We start from the raw sequence: 23,587 nt of genomic DNA on the forward strand, positions 1-23,587 counted from the left end.
CCCTGCCGACCGATGGACACGGTCGTGATCGCTAGTATAGGTTGAGATCGTTGAAGCGCTTCGACACTGTCGTCCACATTCGCTGAAAGGCCCGTCCGGTCATGACCTCTGCCTCCCCCTCGGCCTTCGCATCCCTGTCGGCCGAGCGCGGCATCCTCTTCGGCGGGGACTACAACCCCGAGCAGTGGTCGCCCGAGGTCTGGCGTGAGGACGTCGCCCTCATGCAGCGCGCCGGCGTGAACCTCGTCACCGTCGGCGTCTTCAGCTGGGCGGAACTCGAACCGACCCCCGGGGCGCGGGAGTTCGCCTGGCTCGACGAGGTCCTGGACCTGCTCCACGCCGGCGGGATCGCCGTCGACCTCGCGACGCCGACGGCCTCGCCGCCGCCGTGGCTCGGGGTCCGGCATCCCGAAACGCTTCCCGTCGACCGTGACGGCGTGCGACTGATCGCCGGCTCGCGCAACCAGTTCTCCCCGTCGTCGCGGGTGTACCGCGAGGCGGCTCGCGCGATCACGGCGGACCTCGCGTCGCGCTACGCGAACCACCCGGCCGTCCGGATGTGGCATGTCGGCAACGAGTACGGGCAGATCGACCACGGCGACGAGGCGGCGCGGGCCTTCCGCGAATGGCTGCTGCGCCGGTACGGCTCGATCGACGAGATCAATCGGGCGTGGGGCACCGCGTTCTGGGCGCAGCGCTATGCGGACGTCGCCGAGATCCTGCCGCCGCGCCGCGCGCCGTACCTCATCAACCCGACGCAGTCGCTCGACTTCCGCCGGTTCACCTCCGACGAGCTCCGCGACTGCTACCGCGAGCTCCGCGACACCATCCGTGACGCCGGGGCCACGCAGCCGATCACGACCAACTTCATGGGTGCGTTCGCGCACGTCGACTACTGGTCGTGGGCGGACGACGTCGACGTCGTGAGCGACGATCAGTACCCCGATCCCGCCGACCCCGACAGCCCGCTCGACATGGCCTTCGTGCAGGACCTCATGCGCGGTCTCGGCGACGGTCGGCCGTGGGTGCTGATGGAACAGGCGATCAGCGCCGTCCAGTGGCGTCCGCACAACCTCCCGAAGACGCCCGCGCGGGCGCGCCTCGACACGCTGCAGGCGGTCGCGCGCGGTGCCGACGGCATCTGCTTCTTCCAGTGGCGACAGTCCACGGCCGGGGCCGAGCGCTTCCACTCCGCGATGCTGCCCCACGCCGGCGCCGACACGGAGGTCTTCGAGGGTGTCTGCCGCCAGGGGCGCGAGCTCGAGCGACTTCGGCCCGTGGTGGGCGGCCGCGTCGCCGCGCGCACCGCGGTGCTCTTCGACTGGCCGTCGTGGTGGGCCTCGGACGAACCTGCGCGTCCGACGGCCCGCTTCGACGGTCTCGATCAGATGCGTCGGTGGTACCGCCCGTTGTGGCGGCGCGGCATCCCCGTCGACGTCGTCCGATTCGGTGCCGACCTCAGCGCCTACGACGTCGTGCTCCTGCCGCACGGGTACGTCCTTCGCCCCGACGACGCGGCCCGCCTGACCGAGGCCGCAGCCCGCGGCGCCCAGGTGGTGGTCGGCCCCTTCAGCGGCGTCGCGGACGAGCGCGGGCACATCCTCACGGGCCGCTCGCCCGTGCTCCTGCGCGAGATGCTCGGCGTCAGCGGCGAGGAGTGGGCCGGGCTCCCCGACGAGGGCGTCGCCGTCGCCTCTGCGGACGGGCGGTGGGCGGCATCCGTCGCTCACACCCTCGGCGAGAAGCTGCGCACCGACGATGCCGACGTCCTGGCGAGTTTCGCCTCGGGAGATCTCGCGGGGCGCCCCGTCGTCACCCGGAACGGGTCGGCCTGGTACGTGGGCGCCGTGCTGGCCGACGACCTGCTCGACGCGATCGTCGCCGAGGTCCTGGACGCCGCGGGTGTCGCCGGCGCGCTCGCCGACCCGCCCGACGGGGTCGAGGCCGTCCGCCGAGGCGACGCGCTCTTCCTGCTGAACCGCGGCGCAAGCGACGCGACGATCCCGCTCCCTGGAGCCTGGATCGACCTGCTGACTGATGACGAGATCGACGACCACGTGACGATTCCCCCGGGGGACGCGCGAGTCGTGACAGAAAGGCGAAGGACATGAAGTTCACCGACGGCTACTGGCTCATGCGGCCGGGAGTGACCGGCCTCTACGCGAGCGCCGTGGACGACGTGCGCGTCGACACCGACGCGGGCACCCTGACCGTCTTCGCGCCGACCGCCGTCATCCGCCACCGCGGCGACACGCTCAACCGGCCGATGATCACGACGACGTTCTCCGCTCCTGCGCCGGGGGTCATCAAGGTGCGGGTGCAGCGGCATGCCGGCGGGCGTCACCGCGGTCCCGACTTCGCGGTGACCGGGGAGGACGGGTACACGCCGGCCGTGACGGCCGACGAGGCCGAGGGCGTGCTGGATGCCGGTGACCTCCGCGTCCGCGTGTCGCGCGACGGCGCCTGGCGGGTCGCGTTCGAACAGGGCGACCGCGTGCTCACGACGTCGCTGCCGCGGTCGATCGGCCACATGACGGGACCCGACGGGACCTGGGTGCACCAGCAGCTGTCGATCGAACCGGGGGAGCGCGTCTACGGGTTCGGAGAGCGCTTCGGTGCATTCACGAAGAACGGCCAGTCGATCGACACGTGGAACGCGGACGGCGGCACCTCGAGCGAGCAGGCGTACAAATCGGTGCCGTTCTACCTGACGAGCCGCGGTTACGGCGTCTTCGTCGACAGCCCCGACGCGGTGTCGTTCGAGGTCGGGTCCGAGATCAACTCGCGCGTGCAGTTCTCGGTGCCCGGTGAGACCCTCGACTACTACGTCATCGCCGGCCCCGAGCCGAAGGACGTGCTGCGTCGCTACACGGCGCTCACCGGGCGTCCCGCCCGCGTGCCGGCGTGGTCGTTCGGCCTCTGGCTGACGACGTCCTTCACGGCCGCCTACGACGAGGCGAGCGTCACCGAGTTCGTCGACGGGATGGCCGAGCGCGACCTGCCGCTGTCGGTGTTCCACTTCGACTGCTTCTGGATGCGGGAGTTCCAGTGGACCGACTTCACGTGGGACCCGCGCATGTTCCCCGACCCCGACGGACAGCTCGCGCGGCTCCGCGAACGCGGCCTGCACGTCTCGCTGTGGATCAATCCCTACATCGCGCAGCGCTCCGCGATCTTCGCCGAGGCCGCGGAGCGCGGCTACCTGCTGAAGACGACCGACGGCGGGGTCTGGCAGTGGGACATGTGGCAGGCCGGCATGGCGATCGTCGACTTCACGAATCCCGAGGCGGCCGACTGGTACGCCGAGCATCTGCGCCGCCTCGTGCGGCAGGGCGCGGACAGCTTCAAGACCGACTTCGGTGAGCGCATCCCGACGGAGGGCGTCGTGTGGCACGACGGCTCCGACCCGGAGCGGATGCACAACTACTACCCGCAGCTCTACAACGAGATCGTCTTCCGGGTGCTCGAGGAGGAGCGCGGCGTCGGCGAGGCGGTCCTCTACGCCCGCTCGGCGACCGCGGGTGGCCAGCAGTTCCCGGTGCACTGGGGCGGCGACAACGACTCGACGCTCCTGTCGATGGCAGAGACCCTCCGCGGCGGCCTGTCGCTCGCGATGAGCGGGTTCGGATACTGGAGCCACGACATCGGCGGCTTCGAGGGGACACCGGATGCCGGTGTCTTCAAGCGCTGGCTCGCGTTCGGTCTGCTCTCCTCGCACTCCCGCCTGCACGGCTCGGGCACGGTGCGGGTGCCGTGGGCGTTCGACGACGAGGCGGTCGAGGTGACGCGCCGGTTCACGCGGCTGAAGCTGCGCCTCATGCCGTACCTGGCCCGGATCGCGGAGGAAGCCCACACCGCCGGCATCCCGATGATGCGCCCGCTCGTGCTCGAGTTCCCCGGTGACCGGTCGACGCACGACGCCGACGTCCAGTACATGCTGGGCGACTCCCTTCTGGTCGCCCCCGTGTTCGCCGAGGACGGCAGCGTCGAGTACTACCTGCCCGAAGGGCGGTGGACGTCGCTCCTGACCGGCGACGTGGTGGACGGCCGCACGTGGCAGTCCGAGCGGCACGGCTACGAGTCGGTTCCCCTGCGCGTGCGTCCCGGCACGGTGCTGCCGTGGGGAGCGCGGGAGGACCGGCCGGACTACGACTGGGCCGACGGGGTGACGCTCCGCTGTTTCGAGCTGCCCGACGGGTACGACGGGGAGACGGTCGTCCCCGGTCACGACGGTGCGGCGGCGACGGTGTTCCGCGTGCGCCGCGAGGGTGGCCGGATCGTCGCGGAGTCGGCGGACGCGCGCGCACCGTGGAGCCTGCAGGTCGGCGACCGGACGGCGTCGGTCGTCGGCGCCGGGACGGTCTCGTTGGAGGTCGCCGGATGACGATCGACGCGTTCCGCCGGATCGACCTGTCGCTCACCGAGCGCTCGCGCGACCTGCTCGAGCGGCTCTCGCGGGACGAGCGCGTCGCGATGCTCCACCAGGCCATGCCGGCGGTGGAGCGCCTCGGCATCCGCCCGTTCCACACCGGATGCGAGGCGCTGCACGGTCTCGCGTGGGTGGGCGTCGCGACGGTCTTCCCGCAGCCGGTGGGGCTCGCCGCGACGTGGGACCCCGAGTTCGTGACTCGAGTCGGCGAGCTCGTCGCGACCGAGGTCCGGGCCAAGCGCGCCTCGGGGGCGGACGTCGACCTCAACGTGTGGGCGCCCGTCGTCAACACGCTCCGGCATCCCGCCTGGGGGCGCAATGAAGAGGGGTACTCCGAGGACCCGCACTACACGGGTCAGCTCGGCGCGGCGTACAGCCGCGGGCTTCGCGGCGACCACCCGCGCGTCTGGAAGACGGTGCCCTCGCTCAAGCACTTCCTCGCCTACAGCAACGAGACCGACCGGTCGGCGACGTCGTCCGAGATGTCGCCGCGCACGCTCCATGAGGAGGAGCTTCCGGCGTTCCGCCCGGCGATCGAGCAGAAGGTCGCAGGCAGCATGATGCTCGCCTACAACCGCGTGAACGGCGTGCCGGCGCACACGCAGCCCGAGCTGGTGGCCGAGGCCCGCAGCTGGAGCGACGAGTCGATCGCGGTCGTGTCGGATGCCGGTGCCCCGAGCTTCCTCGTCTCGATCCAGCGCGCGCAGCCCGACAAGGTCCACGGCGCCGCGGCTCTCGTGCGGAGCGGGATGGACTCGTTCACCGACGACGGCCCCGACCCGATCCCGAGTCTCGAGGCCGTCCGCGGCGCGCTCGCACAGGGTCTGCTGACGGACGATGACGTGGATGCCGCGGTCCTGCGACTCCTCGAGATGCGCATCCGCACCGGTGAATTCGACGGCGAGGACGACCCGTACGCGGCGATCGGCCCGGACGAGATCGACACGCCCGCCGCGCGCGAGCTCGCGCGCGAGGCGGTCGCCCGTCAGGTCGTGCTGCTGCGGAACGACGCCGGCATCCTGCCGCTGGCGGACCCCTCCCGGGTCGCGGTGATCGGTCCGCTCGCCGACGTCGTCCTCACCGACTGGTACTCCGGCACGACGCCCTACGCGGTCGGCATCGCCCAGGGCGTACGCGACCGCTACCCGGGGGCCGCCGTCGAGGTCGTGACGGGCGCCGACACCGTCGCGCTCCGGGCCGCGTCGGGCTATGTCGCGGCGGCGCCGGACGGGGTCGTCGACGCCGTTGCGACCGACCGCACCGATGCGAGCCTGTTCGACGTCACGGACTGGGGCGACGGCATCCTGACCCTCCGCTCTCACGCGAGCGGACGCCTGCTCACCGGTGGTGCCTGGCCCATGCGGGCCGACGCCGAGCGGGTGGGCGGCTGGGTCGTGCAGGAGAGCTTCCGCCGGCACGTGCACGAGGACGGGTCGTGGTCGCTCCTGCACCTCGGGTCGGGCCGGTGGGTGCGCGTCGTCCGCGACGTGGGTCTGCTCGTGGCCGAGGGGGTCACCCTCGACGACGCCACGCGCTTCGAGGTCGAGACGGTCCGCCGCGGGCTGGACGAGGTGACGCGCGCCGCCGCGGCGGCCGACGTCGTCCTCGTCGCCGTGGGCAACGACCCGCACCTGTCCGGCCGCGAGACCGCCGACCGTCCTCACCTGCTGCTGCCGGCCGCGGCGACGGACCTGTGGCAGGCGGCGCGCTCCGCCAACCCGCGGTCCGTGCTGACGATCGTCTCGAGCTTCCCGTACGTCCTCGCGGATGCCGCCGACGCGGCGACCGTCGTCTGGTCGAGTCACGCGGGGCAGGAGCTCGGCCACGGCCTGCTCGACGTCCTGAGTGGCGACCGCGAACCCTCAGGGCGCCTCGCGCAGTCGTGGCCGGCGCACCCGGATCAGGCGGGCGACCTCTTCGACTACGACACCCAGCGCCAGCAGGCGACCTACCGCCACCAGCCCGCCCCGTACGCCTTCGCGTTCGGGCACGGGCTCGGCTACGGCGACGTCGTCTACGAGGCCGTCGAGGCGGATGCCGGAACGGTGACGGCGCCCGCGCCCACCCTGCGGCATCCCGCCCTCGACCCTCGGGACGACGAGCAGGTCATCACCGCGCGCGTCCGGCTCGAGAACCGGTCGGAGCGTGCGGTCGAGGAGCTCGTGCAGGTCTACTCCGTCGCGCCGGAGCTGCCGATCGCGGCGCCGCGCCGGCTGCTGCTCGGGTACACCCGCGTGCGGGTCGAGCCGGGCGAGACGCGGACGGCGGAGGTGCGCTTCACGGTCGAGCGCCTCGCCGTGTGGGACGGCGAGGCGCTGCGGGTGCAACCGGGGGACTACCGCCTCGCGGCGGGCCCGTCCGCCGACGCCCTCGACGTGAGCGCGATCCTCACCGTCACGGACTGACGAGCTCGGCGTCGGCAGCGACGCGCACCGGGACGATCCGGGCGTCGTCGGGCGTGACGACGTGCTCGCCGGTCACCTCGACGGCGGCGACGCTCTCGCGGTCCTCGCACGACGAGCCGACCCAGAGGTCGATCCGTCCCGCCTCGACGATGCGGCGGCCGTCGCGCCCCGTGAACGCGAAACGCGCCGTCGGCAGCGCGAACACGACGCGTGCGCTCTCACCCGCTTCGAGCTCGACGCGGTGATAGGCCATCAGCTGCGCGACGGGGCGCGTGAGGCTCGCGACCGGGTCATGCGCGTAGAGCTGGACGACATCGGCACCCGCACGCTCGCCAGTGTTGCGGACGACGACCGAGACCTCGAGGGTGTCGCCGGCGGCGACCGACGCGGGCGCCTGCAGGTCCTCGTGCACGAACGTCGTGTAGCTCAGCCCGTGCCCGAACGGGCGCACCGGGGTCGGGTCGGCGCTCGTCACATCGATCGGTCCCCCCAGCCGCGGGTGCAGATAGCTGTAGGGCTGGGCGCCCGCCGACCGCGGCAGGGTCACGGGGAGTCGGCCCGACGGCGACAGGCGTCCCGAGACGATTCCCGCGATCGGATCCGCGCCCTCCTCGCCGGGGAAGAACGACTGCAGCGCGGCGGCGACGGGGCGCTCGCCGTCGAGGGCCCACCCGATCGCGTACGGGCGGCCCGACAGGATCACGAGCACGACGGGGGTGCCGGTCGCGACGACGCGTTCGACGAGCTGCCGTTGCACGCCGGGCAGTTCGAGGTCGTCGACATCGTTGCCCTCGCCGACGGTCCCGCGGCCGAACAGGCCGGCGCGGTCGCCGACGACGACGACGGCGATCTCCGCCGCCGCTGCGGCGTCGACCGCGTCGCCGATGGCTGACTCGTCGCCGTCCTCGACGCCGCAGCCGCGTGCGTAGGCGATCTCGGCGTCGGGGTACTCGGCGACGAACGCGTCGCGGACGGTCGGGAGGTCGATCCCGTGCGGCGTCCCCGGATGGTGGGCGAGCACGTGGTTGACGAACGAGTAGCACCCCATCAGCGCCTCCGATGAGTCGGCGTTCGGTCCGATGAGGGCGATACGACGGGCGGATGCCGCCGGCAGCGTCCCGTCGTTGCTCACGAGCACGACCGACTCGGCCGCGAGCCTGCGCGCGAGGTCGCGGTGACGCGGCCCGTCGAGGTCGACCTCGACCGGCGGGGTTTCGAACGTCTCGTCGAGCAGGCCGAGGCGCTCCTTCTGCGCCAGGACGCGGAGCACAGCGGCGTCCAGCAGCGCGGCATCCATCTCACCCGAGCGGATGCGCTCGAGCATCGGGGCGGCGAACGCGTCGCCCGTCGGCAGCTCGACGTCGATGCCGGCGCGCAGGGCCAGCTCCGCCGCCTCACCGAGGTCCGCGGCGACCCCTTGGGTGGTCTGCAGGAAGGCGACCGAGAAGTAATCCGACACGACCGGGCCCGCGAAGCCGAGCCGGCCGCGCAGCACCTCGTCGAGGTAGTGCGCGCTCGCCGCGACGGGTTCGCCGTCGATCTCGGCGTACGAATTCATGACGGATGCCGCGCCGCCGTCGCGGATCGCCATCTCGAACGGCGGCAGCAGCACGTCGGCGACCTCGCGGGGGCCGGCGTGCACGGGCGCGTGGTTGCGCGCCGCCTGCGATCCGGAGTACCCGACGAAGTGCTTCAGCGTCGCATCGACCCCCGCCGACTGGACCCCCTGCACGTACGCCGTCCCGACGGTTCCGACGAGGTACGGGTCTTCGCCTATGCACTCGTCGACGCGCCCCCAGCGGGGGTCGCGGATGACGTCGAGCACGGGCGCGAGCCCCTGGTGGATGCCCAGCTCGCGCATCGAATCGCCGATCGCGGCGCCCATCTCGGCGACCAGCTCCGGATCGAACGACGCGCCCCACGCGAGCGGGGTCGGATACGTCGCCGCCTTCCACGCGGCGAGGCCCGTGAGGCACTCCTCGTGGACGATCGCCGGGATCCCGAGCCGGGTCTCGGCGCGCAGGCGTCGCTGCTCCGCCCAGAGCCACGCGGCGCGCTCGAGGGGGTCGACGGGACGCGTGCCGTAGACACGGGTGAGATGGCCGAGGCCGTGAGCCGTGGCATCCGCGTACTTCGTCGTCGTCACCATCTCGTCGGCCAGGGGAGCGACCACCTCGCCGCCCTGGTCCACCCAGTAGCCGACGAGCTGCGCGGCCTTCTCTTCGAGGGTCATCTGCGCGAGCAGATCGTGTACGCGGGCCGAAGCCTGCGGGTGGAGGTCGGTCATGTCAGCCCTTCACGGCTCCGGTGAGACCGCCGACGATGCGCCGCTCGAACAGGCTGAAGAACAGCAGCGCGGGGAGCATCGAGAGCGAGGTGAACGCGAGCACGCGCGCCGTGTCGACGGAGTACTGCGACGAGAAGGCCTGCACCCCCAGCGGGAGGGTGAACTGCGACTCGTTGTTGAGGATGAACAGGGGCAGCAGGTACGCGTTCCAGCTGCCGATGAAAGCGAGGATGCCGACGGTGATGACACCGGGTACGGCCAGCGGCAGCACCATCCGCCAGAAGAATCCGAGGCGGCTGCAGCCGTCGATGGAGGCCGCTTCCTGGATCTCGTCGGGGATCGCCCGCAGGAACGGGACGAGGATGATGATCGTCGTCGGCAGGGCGAACGCGATCTGCGGGAGGATGATGCCCGGCAGGGTGTTCATGAGTCCGAGCGAGCGGATCACGATGTAGAGCGGCGTGATCGCGACCGTGATGGGGAACATGAGGCCCGACGCGAACAGCGCGTAGAGGAACCCGCGCCCGCGGAAGCTGTAGCGGGCGATCACGTAGCTCGCGGCGATGCCGAGGGCGACGGCCCCGATCGTGGTCGCGAGGGCGACGAAGGTCGAGTTGCCGACCTGCCCCCAGAACTGGCCGCTCGTGATGACGCCGACGTAGTTCTCGACGTTCCACGGGTCGGGGAACCCGGCCGGGTCGACCGTGATCGCGGAGTTCGAGCGGAACCCGCCGATGATGATGTAGATCACCGGGCCGAGCATGAGCGCGATGACCGCGAGCGCGACGAAGTAGACGACGGGGGAACCCCAGGGCAGCTTCTCCCGCGGCGCACGGCGCGGACGGACGTCGGCGGGTGGCGCCGTGACGAGGGTCATGGTGGCGCTCACTGCACGCCCCTCTCTGTGATGGCCCCCGCGGTGTCGCGGCGGAGCACGGAGCGCTGATAGATCAGCGCGACGATGAGCGAGATGACGAAGATGACGACGGCGACCGCGTTGCCGTAGCCGAAGTTGCCGGCGTTGCGGCCGGTCACGACCATGTAGATCGCCATCGTGTTGGTGCCGGCGACCGACGAGACGTACTGGCCCCAGATGATGTAGACGAGGTCGAACAGCTGCAGGGCGCCGATGATCGACAGGAACGCCCAGATGCGCAGCGTGGGTGCGAGCAGGGGGAGTGCGATCCGTCGCTGGATCTGCCAGTACGACGCGCCGTCGATGGCGGCCGCCTCGTAGAGCTCCTCGGGGATCCCCTGGAGTCCCGCGAGGAAGAGGATGACGGCGAAGCCGACGTACTTCCAGGTGAGGATCGCCATGAGCGTCCAGATCGCGATCGACGGGTCGGCGAGCCAGTCCTGCGTGAGCCCGCCGAGGCCGAGCTTCTCGAGCACGCCGTTCGCGGCGCCGTTCGTCGACAGCAGCAGGCTGAACCCGGTGCCGACGACGACCTCGGCGATGACGTAGGGCACGAAGATGAGGACGCGGATGACGGACTGTCCCCGCATCTTGCGGTTGAGGAGCAGTGCCAGCAGGATCGCGATCGGCCCCTGCAGGACGAGCGACATGACGACGATGAAGGCGTTGTGCAGCAGCGCGCTCTGGAAGTTCGGGTCGCTGAAGATCGTGATGTAGTTCTTCAGCCCGACGAAGTCGGTGGCGGGCCCGAAACCGGACCACCGGAAGAAGCCGTAGTAGGCGGCCATCAGGACCGGCAGGATCACGAACCCGACGAAGAACACGACGGCGGGTCCGGCGAGGAGGAGGACCTCCAGCCGCCCCGACCAGCCGAGGCCCCGCCGGCGGCGGGACCGCGGCCGAGCCGGGGGCGACGAGTCGCCGCCCCCGGCGTGCGCCGCGAGAGCAGGGGTGTCCGAGACGGACATCTCGCGAACGGTCATTTCAGCCCTGCGCGCCGGCGGCGTTGACGGCGGCGATGAACTTCTGCGGGTCGCTGCCCCCGGCGAGCATGTCGACGACGGCGACGTTCAGCGCGTTGCCGACGTTCTGGCCGAGGACGGTGTCGAGCCACTGCGAGACGAACGGGGCGCTGTTGTACGCCTCGAGGATCTGCTGCAGGTAGGGCTCGGTCACGGCCTCCTGCGCGACGGAGTTCACCGGCGGCGACTGGAACGCCTCGTAGTACTTCGTCTGCTGCTCGGATCCGGCGATGAAGTTCAGGAAGTCGGCGCACTCCTTGGGTGCCTGCGCGGCGCACGAGTAGCCGTCGACGCCACCCATCATCGAACCGGGCTCGCCGTCACCGCCCGAGATCTCGGGGAACGGGAACCAGGCGAGGTCGGGGAGGGGCTTCTCGTCGGGCGTCAGCGAGGCGATCACGCCCGGGTCCCACGCGCCCATGAGCTCCATCGCCGCCTTGCGGTTGGCGACGAGGCCCGCCGAGCTGCCGGCGCCCTGCTGTGCGGCGGTGGTGAGGAAGCCGTCGTTGAAGGGCTCGATCGCGGCGAAGTCCGTGAGGTCCTCGGCGGCGCGCGTCCAGCACTCGTCGCTGAAGTCCTTCGAGTCGCCGGTCTCTTCGATCACCTTCGGGCTGCACTCGCGGATGGCGAAGAAGTAGTACCAGTGCGCGGCGGGCCAGGCGTCCTTGGCGCCCAGCGCGATCGGCGCGATGCCCGTGCCCTTGAGGGCCTCGACGTCGCTCTTCAGGTCGTCGATCGTCGCGGGGGTCTCGGAGATGCCTGCCGCGTCGAAGGCGTCCTGGCTGTAGAAGAAGCCGCCCGGGAGGACCGACAGCGGCATCGCCCAGACCTTGTCCTGGTAGGTCTCGGCGGCGAAGGAGCCCTCGGAGATCTCACCGCGGATGTCGTCGGAGATGAGGTCCGTCAGGTCCATCAGCTGGCCCGCGTTCGCCATCGCGGTCATCTTGCCGCCGCCGCGCTGCAGGAAGATGTCGGGCGGGTCGCCCGCATTGAGGGCGGTCTGCAGCTTGCCGTCCATGTCCTCGTTCTGGACGGACTGCATGGTGATCGTGACGCCCTCGTTCTCCTTCTCGAAGGCGGCGATCGCGTCCTTCCAGAACTGCTGACCGGGGCCGGTCGTCGAGTTCTGCCACAGCGTCATCTCGACGGTACCGTCGCCGCTGCCGCCGCCGTTATCGCCCGAACAGGCGCTGAGCGCGAGGGTCGCTGCGGCTGCCGCCGCGAGCCCCGCCATGATCCTTCTGGTCCTCATGTGATCACCGATCTCCTCATTGAGTGCACGCTCGTTCGTCGAGGTGCAGGTGGTCCCGGCGGTGCGTGCCGGGGGTTCGGTCCCCAGTGTCGGAATTGTTGTCGCCGGCGTCAAACGTTTTCGAAAATGTTTTCCATGGCGCTACGCTTCGACGCATGCGAAGCCGCGCCACGATCCATGACGTCGCCGCCGCGGCGGGCGTCTCGGTGGCGACCGTGTCGAAAGCCGTCAACGGTCGGTACGGCGTCGCCCCAGCCACGGTGCAGCGCGTGCTCACCGCCGTCGAAGAACTCGGCTACGAGTCGAGCCTCGTCGCGAGCAGCATGCGGGCGCGTCAGACCGGAGTCGTCGGCGTCCTCGTCGCCGACTTCGAGCCCTTCTCCGCCGAGGTCCTCAAGGGGGTGGGTGCGGCCCTGCGCGACTCGCGGCTCGACCTGCTCGCCTACAGCGGGTCGCGGGCGGTCTCGAGCGACGGATGGGAGCGGCGCTCGCTCAGCCGGCTCAGCGGCACCCTCGTCGACGGGGTCATCATGGTGACGCCCACCGTCGTGAACGTCACGGCCGAGGTTCCCGTGGTCGCGATCGATCCGCACACGGGACCGGCGGATCTCCCCACCGTCGAGTCCGACAGCTTCGCCGGCGCCCGGCACGCGGTCGCCTACCTCGTCTCGCTCGGGCACCGGCGCATCGGCTTCGTCGCGGGGCGTCCCGATCTGCGGTCGTCGATGCTGCGCGAGGGCGGCTACCGGCGGGCGCTCGAGGATGCCCGCATCCCGTTCGATCCGGGTCTCGTCGGTGTCGGACGCTATGTCGAGGACATCTCCCGCGAGGCGGCGACGCGGTTGTTGCGACGACCCGATCGGCCCACCGCGGTGTTCGCGGCAAACGACGTCTCGGCGCTCACGGTGATCCGCGTCGCGCACGAGCACGGACTGTCGGTGCCGGACGACCTCTCGGTCGTGGGTTTCGACGACGTTCCGGATGCCTCGCAGGCGGTGCCCGCGCTGACGACCGTTCGCCAGCCGATGCAGCGCCTCGGCGCCGAAGCGGTCACGATGCTGCTGGAGCTCATGGGCGGGGGTGCGCCCGCCGCCACCCACCTGCGACTGCCCACGGCGCTCGTGCCGCGGGCGACGACCGCGCCGCCTCCGACGGATTGAGGAATCTCTCCCAGCACGCTCTGGGTGGTTCCCGATACGGTCGGCTCATGTCCACTCCGCTCGAAGAGCAGCAGATCACGGTCTCCGCGTCCTCCCTCCGCAGCATGCGCGACGAGTTCCAGCGTTTCCTCATGGAATACCGGTTCGGGCTGCAGGAGATCGAGACGAAGATCTCGATCCTCCGCGAGGAGTTCCACGAGATGCACGACTACAACCCGATCGAGCACGTCTCGAGCCGCGTGAAGTCGCCCGACAGCCTCGTCGAGAAGATCCAGCGTCGCGGCATCGATCCCGATTTCGATTCCGTTCGAGCGCACATCACCGACATCGCCGGCATCCGCATCACCTGCAGTTTCGTGAACGACGTGTACCGCCTGTTCGACCTGTTGAGCGCGCAGGACGACATCACCGTGCGCGAGGTCGAGGACTACATCGCGACCCCCAAGGGCAACGGCTACAAGAGTCTGCACGCGATCCTCGAGGTTCCGGTCTACCTCTCGACCGGGCGCGTGGACGTGCCGGTCGAGGTGCAGTTCCGCACGATCGCGATGGACTTCTGGGCGAGCCTGGAGCACAAGATCTACTACAAGTACGAGCGTCAGGTCCCCGACAATCTGCTCGGACAGCTGAAGGACGCCGCCGACGCCGCCGCCGAGCTCGACGCCCGGATGACCCGCCTGCACCAGCAGATCCGCGGCGCCGGAGCGGTCTCGCCGACGCACCTCGTCTGACGGTGGCATCCGTCACCGGCCTGCTGCAGGCGGCACGCGAGCGCCTGGCAGGCTCGCCGCGCGAGCGGTTGGGGGAGTGGGCGGCGAACCGTCGCATCCTGGGCATCGGGCGGGCGCCCCGGATCGTGCCCGTGACAGAGGCCTGGCACGTCGGGGCTCTGCTGATCGGGGACGGGCGCGTGTTCGCGACCGGTGAGGTGCTCCGCGCGCGGCACGACGCGATCCGCGGCTACACCGCCGAGGCGCAGCGGGCGCGGTCGGAACGGGCTGCCGCGGCCGCCCGGGGCGGGTTCGGCGAGGGCGAGGTGCTGCACCTCGGCTGGACCGAGATGGATGCCGACGCCGTCGACCGCGGCGAGAGCTCGGGCATCCTCTCGCTCGTGAACGGCGTGCCGCACATCGCGTGGAGCCACACCGGCCCGCCGCGACCCCTCGCGGACTACCTCGACGACATGCTGTCCCTGCGCTGACCTGTCAAGGGCCCGTGGCCGGAAACACCCCGTGGATAGTGTGGCCTTCCACCTATCTCAGGAGTACGCATGCAGGTATGGCCCGGTTCCGCTTACCCCCTGGGAGCGACCTTCGACGGCAATGGGACGAACTTCGCCCTGTTCAGCGAGTGTGCTGAGAAAGTCGAGCTCTGCCTGTTCGACGAGAACGGCGAGGAGACCCGCGTCGAACTCATCGACGTCGACGCGTTCGTCTGGCACGCCTACCTGCCGTCGGTGCAGCCGGGGCAGCGCTACGGCTACCGCGTGCACGGTCCGTACGACCCCGAGAACGGTCAGCGGTTCAACCCGAACAAGCTGCTCCTCGACCCCTACGCGAAGGCCGTCGACGGTCAGATCGAGTGGGACCAGTCCGTCTTCAGCTACACGTTCGGCGATCCCGATTCGACGAACGACGACGACTCGGCCGCGGCCATGATGAAGGGCGTCGTCGTGAACCCGTACTTCGACTGGCAGGGCGACCGCCAGCCGAAGACGCCGTACGCCGAGAGCGTCATCTACGAGGCCCACGTCAAGGGCCTCACGATGACCCACCCCGACATCCCCGAGGACATCCGCGGCACGTACAGCGCGATCGCGCACCCGGTCGTCATCGAGCACCTCAAGAAGATCGGCGTCACGGCGCTCGAGCTCATGCCGGTGCACCAGTTCGTCAACGACTCGACCCTCCAGGAGAAGGACCTCTCCAACTACTGGGGCTACAACACGATCGCGTTCTTCGCGCCGCAGAACACCTACTCCTCGGCCGGCGGCGTGGGGCAGCAGGTGCAGGAGTTCAAGGCGATGGTGCGCGCGCTCCACGCGGCGGGCATCGAGGTCATCCTCGACGTCGTGTACAACCACACCGCGGAGGGCAACCACATGGGCCCGACGCTCTCGATGCGCGGCATCGACAACATCGCCTACTACCGGCTCGAAGACGACGACAAGCGGTACTACACGGACTACACCGGGACGGGCAACAGCCTCAACGTCGGCAACCCGCACACGCTGCAGCTCATCATGGATTCGCTGCGGTACTGGGTGCTCGAGATGCACGTCGACGGGTTCCGCTTCGACCTCGCCTCGACCCTCGCCCGCGAGTTCTACGACGTCGACCGGCTGTCGGCGTTCTTCGAGCTCGTGCAGCAGGACCCGATCGTCAGCCAGGTCAAGCTGATCGCCGAGCCGTGGGACATCGGCCCCGGCGGCTACCAGGTCGGCAACTTCCCGCCGCAGTGGACCGAATGGAACGGCAAGTACCGCGACACCGTCCGCGACTTCTGGCGCGGCGAGCCGTCGACGCTCGGCGAGTTCGCGCTCCGCCTCACGGGCTCTGCGGACCTGTACGAGCAGGATGGGCGGTGGCCGGTGGCATCCATCAACTTCGTCACGGCGCACGACGGCTTCACCCTGCGCGACCTCGTCTCGTACAACGAGAAGCACAACGAGGCCAACGGCGAGGACAACAACGACGGCGAATCGCACAACCGCTCGTACAACCATGGCGTCGAGGGCCCCACGGACGACCCCGACATCCTGCGGGTGCGGGCACGGCAGCAGCGCAACTTCCTCGCGACGATGCTGCTCAGCCAGGGCGTGCCGATGATCTCGCACGGCGACGAGCTCGGCCGCACGCAGAACGGCAACAACAACGGGTACGCGCAGGACAACGAGCTGACCTGGATCGACTGGACCTCGATCGACCAGCCGCTCATCGAGTTCACCTCGGTGCTCGCGCGGCTGCGTCGTGACCACCCCACGTTCCGGCGTCGCCGGTTCTTCGACGGGCGCCCGGTGCGCCGCGAAGAGGGGGCGCCGCTCCCCGACATCGCGTGGATCCGTCCCGACGGCTCGGAGATGCAGCCCGAGGACTGGGACTCCGGCTTCGGCCGCGCGGTCGGCGTGTTCCTCAACGGCGACGGCATCCGCGAGCGCGACCGCCGCGGCGAGGAGATCCACGACCGTCACTTCTTCGTCTTCTTCAACGCGGGTGACGAGACGATCGACTTCACGGTGCCGACCGCGTCGGCGAGCCCGAAGTGGGAGATCATCGTCGACACCGCCGGCGGCGCGGCGAACGCACCGATCGTCGACCCGGGCGGCACGGTGTCCGTCGGCGGCCGCGCGCTCGTCGTCCTCCGTGACCACGAGGAGGAGACCGTCGAACCCGACCCGTCGGTCGCCGCGTCTCTCGCGGCCCTTACGGGGACGATCGACATCATCCCGGCGCAGGCGCCCCAGACGGAGCTGCCCCACTGATGATCGACGCGCACAAGACGCCGCGCTCGACCTACCGGCTGCAGATCCGGGCCGGATTCGACCTGGATGCCGCGGCCGAGCTCACCGACTACCTGCGGGAGCTCGGCGTGGACTGGGCATACCTGTCGCCGATCCTGGCCGCGACGAGCGGGTCGGACCACGGCTACGACGTCGTCGACCCGACGATCGTCGACCCCGAGCGCGGCGGCACCGAAGGGCTGTCGCGGTTCGCCGCCGCGGCGAGTGCGGCGGGGCTCGGCATCCTGATCGACATCGTGCCGAACCATCAGGGCGTGTCGGATCCCCGGCAGAACCCGTGGTGGTGGGACGTCCTGCGTCAGGGACAGGCATCGCCCCACGCGGCCGCCTTCGACGTCAACTGGAACCTGGGCGGGCGGCTGCGGCTGCCGATCCTCGGGTCGGAGCTCGATGCCGCCGTCGAGGCGGGCGAGATCACAGTCGACGCCGACGCGGGCGTCGTGCGGTACTTCGACCACGAGTTCCCGCTCGCGGACGGCACCGGTGAGGGCGACGTGCGCGACGTCCTCGCGGCGCAGCACTACGAGCTGCTGTTCTGGCGTCGCGGCGACGCCGAGCTCAACTACCGTCGCTTCTTCGCCGTGACGACGCTTGCGGGCGTCCGCGTCGAGGACCCGGCCGTGTTCGATGCGAGCCACGCCGAGATCGTGCGCTGGATCGACGAGGGTCTCGCCGATGGGCTGCGGGTCGATCATCCGGACGGTCTCGCCGACCCGGGCGGGTACCTCGACCTGTTGGCGGATGCCACGGGTGGCGCCTACGTGCTGGTGGAGAAGATCCTCGAGCACGGCGAGGAGCTGCCGTCGTGGTGGGCGACCGAGGGAACGACCGGGTACGACGCGATGGCGGTCCTCGACCGCGTGCTCGTCGATCCGGACGGCGAGGCGGGTCTCACGGCGCTCGACACGCAGCTGCGCGAGGGCGACGCCGCCGACTACGCCGACATGATGCACGAGGCCAAGCTCGTGTGGGCGACCGCCGGCCTGCACGCCGAGGTGCTGCGGCTCGCGGCCCTCGTGCCGGCCGGTGAGCGGAACGGTGCGTCCGACGAGCAGTGGCTCGACGCGCTCGCCGAGCTGCTCGCGGCGTTCCCGGTGTACCGCGCCTACCTTCCCGCAGGTGTCGAGGAGGTCGATGAGGCGGTCGCGCTGGCGTCCTCGCGCCGTCCCGAGCTGGTCGAGGCGTTCGAGACGATCGCGGCACGCCTGTCGGCTGGCCCTGAAAGCGAGTTCACGCGACGGTTCATGCAATCGACCGGTCCCGTCATGGCGAAGGGCGTCGAGGACACGACGTTCTACCGCTGGACCCGGCTCGGCACGCTCACCGAGGTGGGCGGCGACCCGACGGAGTTCGCGGTCGACGTCGACGGGTTCCATGCGGCATCCGCTCATCGTCAGGCCTCGTGGCCGGCGGCGATGACGTCGCTGTCGACGCACGACACGAAGCGCAGCGAGGACGTCCGGACGCGCCTGTCGGTGCTGGCCGAGATGCCGGAGCGGTGGACCGAGGTCCTCGGCGAGCTCCGCACGGTCGCCTCGACCGGCGACGGACCGTTCGACAACCTGCTGTGGCAGGCGATCGTCGGTGCGTGGCCCGCGTCGCGTGAGCGTCTGCACGCGTACGCCGAGAAGGCGTCGCGTGAGGCGGGGAACAGCACGACGTGGTCGGATCCCGATGAGGCGTTCGAGGAGAAGATGCACGACCTCGTCGATGCCGCATTCGGCGACGCGAGGGCGATCGTCGAGGGCTTCGTCGATGAGATCACGCCGCTCGGCCGGTCGAACTCGCTGTCGCTGAAGCTGTTGCAGCTCGCGGGCCCGGGCGTCCCGGACGTCTACCAGGGCACCGAGCTGTGGGACCACTCGCTGGTCGACCCCGACAACCGCCGTGAGGTCGATTTCGCCGAGCGACGGCGCCTGCTCGCACGGCTCGACGAGGGGTGGATGCCGCCGGTCGACGCGTCGGGCGCCGCGAAGCTGCTCGTCGTGTCGCGTGCCCTGCGCCTGAAGCGCGACCACCCCGAGCTGTTCACGCGGTACACGCCGATGACGGTCGTGGGAGAGGCCGCGGACCACGCGGTCGCCTTCGACCGCGGCGGTGCGGTCGCGGTGGCGACGCGGTTGCCCGCCGGGCTCGCCGCCCGCGGCGGCTGGGGTGAGACCGAGGTGCTGACGCACGCGGGCCCCACGGTCGACGTGCTCACCGGTCGCCGTTTCGACGGCGGGCGTCTTCGGCTCGCCGATCTGCTGGACACCTATCCCGTCGCGCTGCTCGCGCCGGCGGATGTCATCGAGGGGAACGCATCGTGATCGAGGTCTGGGCTCCACGGGTCGAACGGGTGCGGCTGCGCCGTCCCGGTGCGGACGACGTGGCGCTGACCGCCGCCGGTGACGGCTGGTGGCGCGCCGACGTCGAGCTGGCGGACGGCGACGAGTACGGTTTCGTGCTGGGTGACGGGGATGACCTTCGTCCCGACCCGCGGTCGCGGCGGCAGCCGCGAGGCGTGCACGAGGCGTCGGCGTGGTTCGATCCGGCATCCTTCGCATGGACGGATGAGGCGTGGACCGGGCGTCAGCTCGCCGGCGGGCTGATCTACGAGCTGCACCTCGGGACGTTCACTCCCGAGGGGACGCTGGATGCCGCGATCGCCCGGTTCGACCACCTGATCGACATCGGCGTGACGCACATCGAACTGCTCCCGGTGAACGCCTTCAACGGCACCCACAACTGGGGCTACGACGGGGTGCTCTGGTACGCGGTGCAGGAGACGTACGGCGGTCCGGCGGCGTACCAGCGCTTCGTTGATGCCGCGCACGCCGCCGGCCTCGCAGTGATCCAGGACGTGGTCTACAACCACCTCGGGCCGAGTGGGAACTACCTGCCCGAGTACGGTCCGTACCTGCGCGACGGGTCGCGGAACACGTGGGGCGACAGCCTCAACCTCGACGAGGCGGCCGTGCGGTCGTTCATCGTCGAGAACGCGCTGATGTGGATGCGGGACTTCCACGTCGACGGCCTGCGGCTGGATGCCGTACACGCGTTGCACGAGTCGGGGAAGCAGCCGGTGCACATCCTGCAGGAGATCGCGGAGCGGACCGACGCGCTGAGCGCACACGTCGGGCGGCCGTTGACGCTCATCGCCGAGAGCGACTTGAACGACCCGGTGATGTTCCTGCCGCGCGAGTCCGGCGGATACGGGCTGACGGCGCAATGGTCGGATGACTGGCATCACGCCGTTCACGTCGCGCTGACCGGTGAGGCGGTGGGCTACTACGAGGACTTCGCCGATCCCGAGGCGCTGCCGAAGGTGTGGACGGAGGGCTTCTTCCACAACGGCACGTACTCGTCGTTCCGCGAGCGGGATCACGGCAAGCCCGTTCCCGACGAGGCGGCATCCTGGCGTCTGGTGACGTACGCGCAGGATCACGATCAGATCGGCAACCGCGCGGCGGGCGACCGTCTAACGGCGACGTTGTCGACGGATCGGCTGGCGGTCGCGGCGGTGCTGACGCTGACCGCGCCGGGGACGCCGATGCTGTTCATGGGTGAGGAGTGGGGCGCGTCGACGCCGTGGCAGTTCTTCACCTCGCACCCCGAGCCGGAGCTCGCCGAGGCGACGGCGAAGGGTCGGATCGAGGAGTTCGTGAAGATGGGCTGGGACGAGAGCATCGTGCCGCACCCCAACGACCCCGCGACGTTCGAGCGGTCGAAGCTCGACTGGTCGGAGGTGTCGCAGGGCGATCACGCGCGGCTGCTGGATCTGTATCGACGTCTGGCGGAGCTGCGTCGCTCGCACCCTGAGCTGACCGACCCCGGTCCCGGTGGCCGGGATGCCGAGGTGCAGTCGACCCCGACGGGTCCGCGGTACGTGCTGCGCCGCGGCGCGGCGAGGGTGCTCGTGAACCTGTCGTCCGAGCCGTGGGAGGTGGCCGGCGGCGACGTCTGGATCGCGTCCGTCGAGCCGACGTCGGCAGGCGACCGGGTGGTCGTGGCGCCGGAGTCCGCGGTGGTCGTCGGGGCGTAATCCGCGCGGGGGACGGTAAGGCGTTCGTCACTCGGGCTTGGTGATCGCCGGCATCGCGCGTGCGTGCTGACGGGGCGCGTGTGGTGACGGTGTGCATCGCGTCGGGGGCGTGACGCGAGCTCGGGTGGCGCGATGTCCTCGGGCGGCGCGCCGTCCTCGGGTGGCGCGCTCGTGTGTTCGCGCCCTCTCAGAACGGTGCAGGGTCTCCGGGAGTAACGGTGGCAGGGGTGAAGGCGACGGCCGGGGTGGGTGCGTCTTCGCGGTAGGTCCTGCCGAGGGGTGAGGTCCATTCGAGGACACCACCCGGGAGTTGTCGCACCCGCCAGGCGGTGAACTGCTTCATCGAATGATGCCGTTGACACAGGTGAGCGAGATTGCTCAACTCTGTCTTGCCGCCGAGGGCGTGGTCGTGGGTGTGGTCGATTTCGCACCGGATGGCCGCGACGCGGCATCCGGGGAACCGGCAGTGCTGGTCTCGGGCTTGTAGGAACCGTCGCATCCCCGACGGGACCCGGTACGAATCGGTCGCGACGGTGACGCCGGTCGTCGGGTCGTGGAAGAGGCGCTCCCAGATGTGTGTCGCTCCGGCGAGTGTGCGCGCGGTGGCGGGGTCGATGGGGGAGCGGCCTGCGAGATCGCAGGGCACATCGTTCCCGCCGGTCAACGTCACTGCGGGAACCAAGACCTGCACCCTCGCGCGGATCGCCCCGAGCGGTCCGGCGCTCGTGTCTCGGGTGTCATCCAACGCCGGGGTACCGGCGAGAAGCAGGTCGGCGAACACGTCCGCACGGACCTGATCGGTCGAGCGGGCGTCAGTCGCAACCGCATCGGAGTCGGCCGGGCGCTCGTCCCGCGTGTCGATGATCGCCCGTGCTTGCTGTGTGAGCCTGTCGTGGATCCCTTCCGCGATCACCGTCGGAAGGGTTGCGATGAGATCGCTCATCCCGTCCCGCCCCGGCACCAGTCGCACGCACCGGCCGGCGGCTGCCTCTTCATGCCGTTCCGCGAAGGATCGTGGGTGCATCCGGTGCGCGAGGATCTCGAGCTCACCCCGGACTCGGTTCGGCGTCTCCCCTTCGCAGCGTTCGATCGCGATCGCCTCGAACTGAGCCCACATCTCGCCGGGCAAGTTCAATCCGGCGTCGACGATCGCTTTCACATGGCCTCGGACGATCCGCCCGGACTCCCACGCAGCCACCGCAGCGGGGAATCCTTCGATGATCGTTCGCGCTTCCCCGATCCGACGCTGAACGGCCCGATCGGTGAGTCGCATGGCCCCGGCGACCTCGGCAGAGATCGACCGCAACATCATGTCGTGCACCTGGACTCTCGCGTTCCGAGGCGCGCCCTGCTCGTCCGCCAAACGGCCTGCGGCGGCCAGCACGCGAAGCTCCGTGATCTGCCCGGCGGCGATCTGGCGGCCTACGTCTTCGACGTCCGCGACGATCCCAGCGATGGCGGCGAGATACGCCTCACCATCGGGGGTTTCCATCGCTTCCGTCATACCTGCACTCTCGCACCAACCACCGACATTCAGACCCCGATAACCACCGAAAACACCCGTTGCGAACCAGACAAAAAATGAGAAACCTCTCATCGGGGTTATGGCCCGACGCCCGACGCCCGACGGCCACCACGTCACGCCCCGCCTGCCCCACACCCGCCGCCCACCCCATCCCCTCAAGCCCCCGCTCGAGGCCTGTCAAGAGGTCGCTGCCTCACGCTCCCGGAACGTACCGTGACGTCATGATGAGCTCCACCGCATCCCGTTCGTCGGACCTCACCCGCCAGGTCGTCGTGATCTCGGCGGTGACGTTCATGTTGATCGCCGCGCTGTTCGGAGCCGGTGTCCTCGGTGGGACCCCCGTGCAGGACCTGCAGGGCGGCGCGCTCTCCGCCACCTCGACGGTGCTCGCTCCCGCGGCCCAGGCGTTCTCGATCTGGAGCGTCATCTACCTCTTCATGATCGCGTACACGATCTGGCAGGCGCTCCCCTCGCAGCGCGCCAGCGACCGTCAGCGCAAGGTCGGCTACCCGATCGCCCTCACCGCGGTCCTGAACGGGCTGTGGTTGCTGGCCGCCCAGTACACGACGCTCCTCGTCACCGTCGTGACGATCGTCGCGCTGCTCGTCGCGCTCGGCTGGACCATCCGCATCCTCGTCTTCAACCCGCCGCGATCGTTCGCCGAGACGTTCTTCACCGATATCACCGTCGGCCTCCACCTGGGTTGGGTCACCCTCGCCACCGTCGCGAACACGACGGCCTGGCTCACCGCCGAGGTCGCCCCGAGGTCGTGGGGCGACGCCGCCACCGGGTGGGGCATCGCCGTCATCGTCGTGGTGGTCCTGATCGCCGCCGCGAGCGCCATTCGCACCGGCGGGCGCCTCGCCCCGGCCCTCGCCTCTGCGTGGGGACTCCTGTGGATCGGCATCGGCCGCTTCGCGACCGAGCCCGAGTCCACCCCGATCGCCATCGCGGCGTGGATCGCCGCAGCGATCGTCGTCGTCGTCCCGCTCGTCCTCTGGGCACGCGGCCGCCGCGGCGAACTCGCTCTCGCGCGCAGCTGAGCGG

The 23,587-nt window shown here is 70.3% G+C and carries 15 protein-coding genes; 10 read left to right on the top strand and 5 right to left on the bottom strand.

Annotation, left to right across the window (positions count from 1 at the left end; translation table 11 throughout):
* Positions 1-101 precede the first annotated feature (101 nt).
* The 3 genes from ABCU91_RS04565 to ABCU91_RS04575 are packed head-to-tail and all read left to right on the top strand — an operon-like array spanning position 102 to position 6,834.
* Positions 102-2,111, top strand: a complete 2,010-nt coding sequence (locus ABCU91_RS04565) for a beta-galactosidase (protein WP_413354967.1) — start codon at positions 102-104, stop codon at positions 2,109-2,111.
* A complete protein-coding gene (yicI, locus tag ABCU91_RS04570) occupies positions 2,108-4,384 on the top strand; it encodes an alpha-xylosidase (RefSeq protein ID WP_413354968.1) in 2,277 nt (758 codons plus the stop codon). The genes ABCU91_RS04565 and yicI overlap by 4 nt, the downstream gene beginning before the upstream one ends.
* Positions 4,381-6,834, top strand: a complete 2,454-nt coding sequence (locus tag ABCU91_RS04575; protein WP_413354969.1) for a glycoside hydrolase family 3 C-terminal domain-containing protein — start codon at positions 4,381-4,383, stop codon at positions 6,832-6,834. The genes yicI and ABCU91_RS04575 overlap by 4 nt, the downstream gene beginning before the upstream one ends.
* Here ABCU91_RS04575 and ABCU91_RS04580 read toward each other — a convergent pair.
* From ABCU91_RS04580 to ABCU91_RS04595, 4 genes are read right to left on the bottom strand one after another with little or no spacing between them, the layout of a single operon-like run.
* Positions 6,824-9,121, bottom strand: coding sequence for a beta-glucosidase (locus tag ABCU91_RS04580; protein WP_413354970.1), 2,298 nt, complete (start codon positions 9,119-9,121; stop codon positions 6,824-6,826). The two genes, ABCU91_RS04575 and ABCU91_RS04580, sit on opposite strands and share 11 nt — an antisense overlap.
* Before the next feature lies 1 nt (position 9,122).
* On the bottom strand, positions 9,123-9,998 hold the full coding sequence (locus ABCU91_RS04585; protein WP_307470675.1) for a carbohydrate ABC transporter permease: 876 nt from the start codon (positions 9,996-9,998) through the stop codon (positions 9,123-9,125).
* 8 nt (positions 9,999-10,006) lie between these two features.
* Complete coding sequence (locus ABCU91_RS04590; protein ID WP_413354971.1) at positions 10,007-11,005, bottom strand: carbohydrate ABC transporter permease; 999 nt, start codon at positions 11,003-11,005, stop codon at positions 10,007-10,009.
* 16 nt (positions 11,006-11,021) lie between these two features.
* Positions 11,022-12,311, bottom strand: coding sequence for an ABC transporter substrate-binding protein (locus ABCU91_RS04595; RefSeq protein WP_413354972.1), 1,290 nt, complete (start codon positions 12,309-12,311; stop codon positions 11,022-11,024).
* A 98-nt stretch (positions 12,312-12,409) separates the two neighbouring features.
* Here ABCU91_RS04595 and ABCU91_RS04600 point away from each other — a divergent pair, with 98 nt between their 5' ends.
* From ABCU91_RS04600 to treZ, 6 genes are all read left to right on the top strand, one after another.
* Positions 12,410-13,471: a LacI family DNA-binding transcriptional regulator gene (locus tag ABCU91_RS04600; RefSeq protein ID WP_413354973.1), complete on the top strand. Its 1,062-nt coding sequence runs from the start codon at positions 12,410-12,412 to the stop codon at positions 13,469-13,471.
* 47 nt (positions 13,472-13,518) lie between these two features.
* On the top strand, positions 13,519-14,202 hold the full coding sequence (locus ABCU91_RS04605) for a GTP pyrophosphokinase family protein (protein WP_091359179.1): 684 nt from the start codon (positions 13,519-13,521) through the stop codon (positions 14,200-14,202).
* A 2-nt stretch (positions 14,203-14,204) separates the two neighbouring features.
* Positions 14,205-14,672: a glutaminase gene (locus ABCU91_RS04610; protein WP_413354974.1), complete on the top strand. Its 468-nt coding sequence runs from the start codon at positions 14,205-14,207 to the stop codon at positions 14,670-14,672.
* Between the two features lie 69 nt (positions 14,673-14,741).
* Positions 14,742-16,952: a glycogen debranching protein GlgX gene (gene glgX / locus ABCU91_RS04615; RefSeq protein WP_413354975.1), complete on the top strand. Its 2,211-nt coding sequence runs from the start codon at positions 14,742-14,744 to the stop codon at positions 16,950-16,952.
* Positions 16,952-19,300: a malto-oligosyltrehalose synthase gene (gene treY, locus ABCU91_RS04620; RefSeq protein WP_413354976.1), complete on the top strand. Its 2,349-nt coding sequence runs from the start codon at positions 16,952-16,954 to the stop codon at positions 19,298-19,300. Before glgX ends, treY begins: the two co-directional genes overlap by 1 nt.
* A complete protein-coding gene (gene treZ / locus ABCU91_RS04625) occupies positions 19,297-21,015 on the top strand; it encodes a malto-oligosyltrehalose trehalohydrolase (RefSeq protein ID WP_413354977.1) in 1,719 nt (572 codons plus the stop codon). Before treY ends, treZ begins: the two co-directional genes overlap by 4 nt.
* Positions 21,016-21,202: 187 nt before the next feature.
* On the opposite strand, the gene ABCU91_RS04630 is transcribed toward treZ, so the two are convergent.
* Positions 21,203-22,519, bottom strand: coding sequence for a DUF222 domain-containing protein (locus ABCU91_RS04630; protein ID WP_413354978.1), 1,317 nt, complete (start codon positions 22,517-22,519; stop codon positions 21,203-21,205).
* 245 nt (positions 22,520-22,764) lie between these two features.
* On the opposite strand from ABCU91_RS04630, the gene ABCU91_RS04635 reads away from it, so the two are divergent.
* Complete coding sequence (locus tag ABCU91_RS04635) at positions 22,765-23,583, top strand: tryptophan-rich sensory protein (RefSeq protein ID WP_413355376.1); 819 nt, start codon at positions 22,765-22,767, stop codon at positions 23,581-23,583.
* The last annotated feature ends 4 nt before the right edge of the window (positions 23,584-23,587 follow it).

Origin of the sequence: Microbacterium phoenicis, from assembly GCF_047302325.1 — a bacterium.
Classification (GTDB): Bacteria; Actinomycetota; Actinomycetes; order Actinomycetales; family Microbacteriaceae; genus Microbacterium.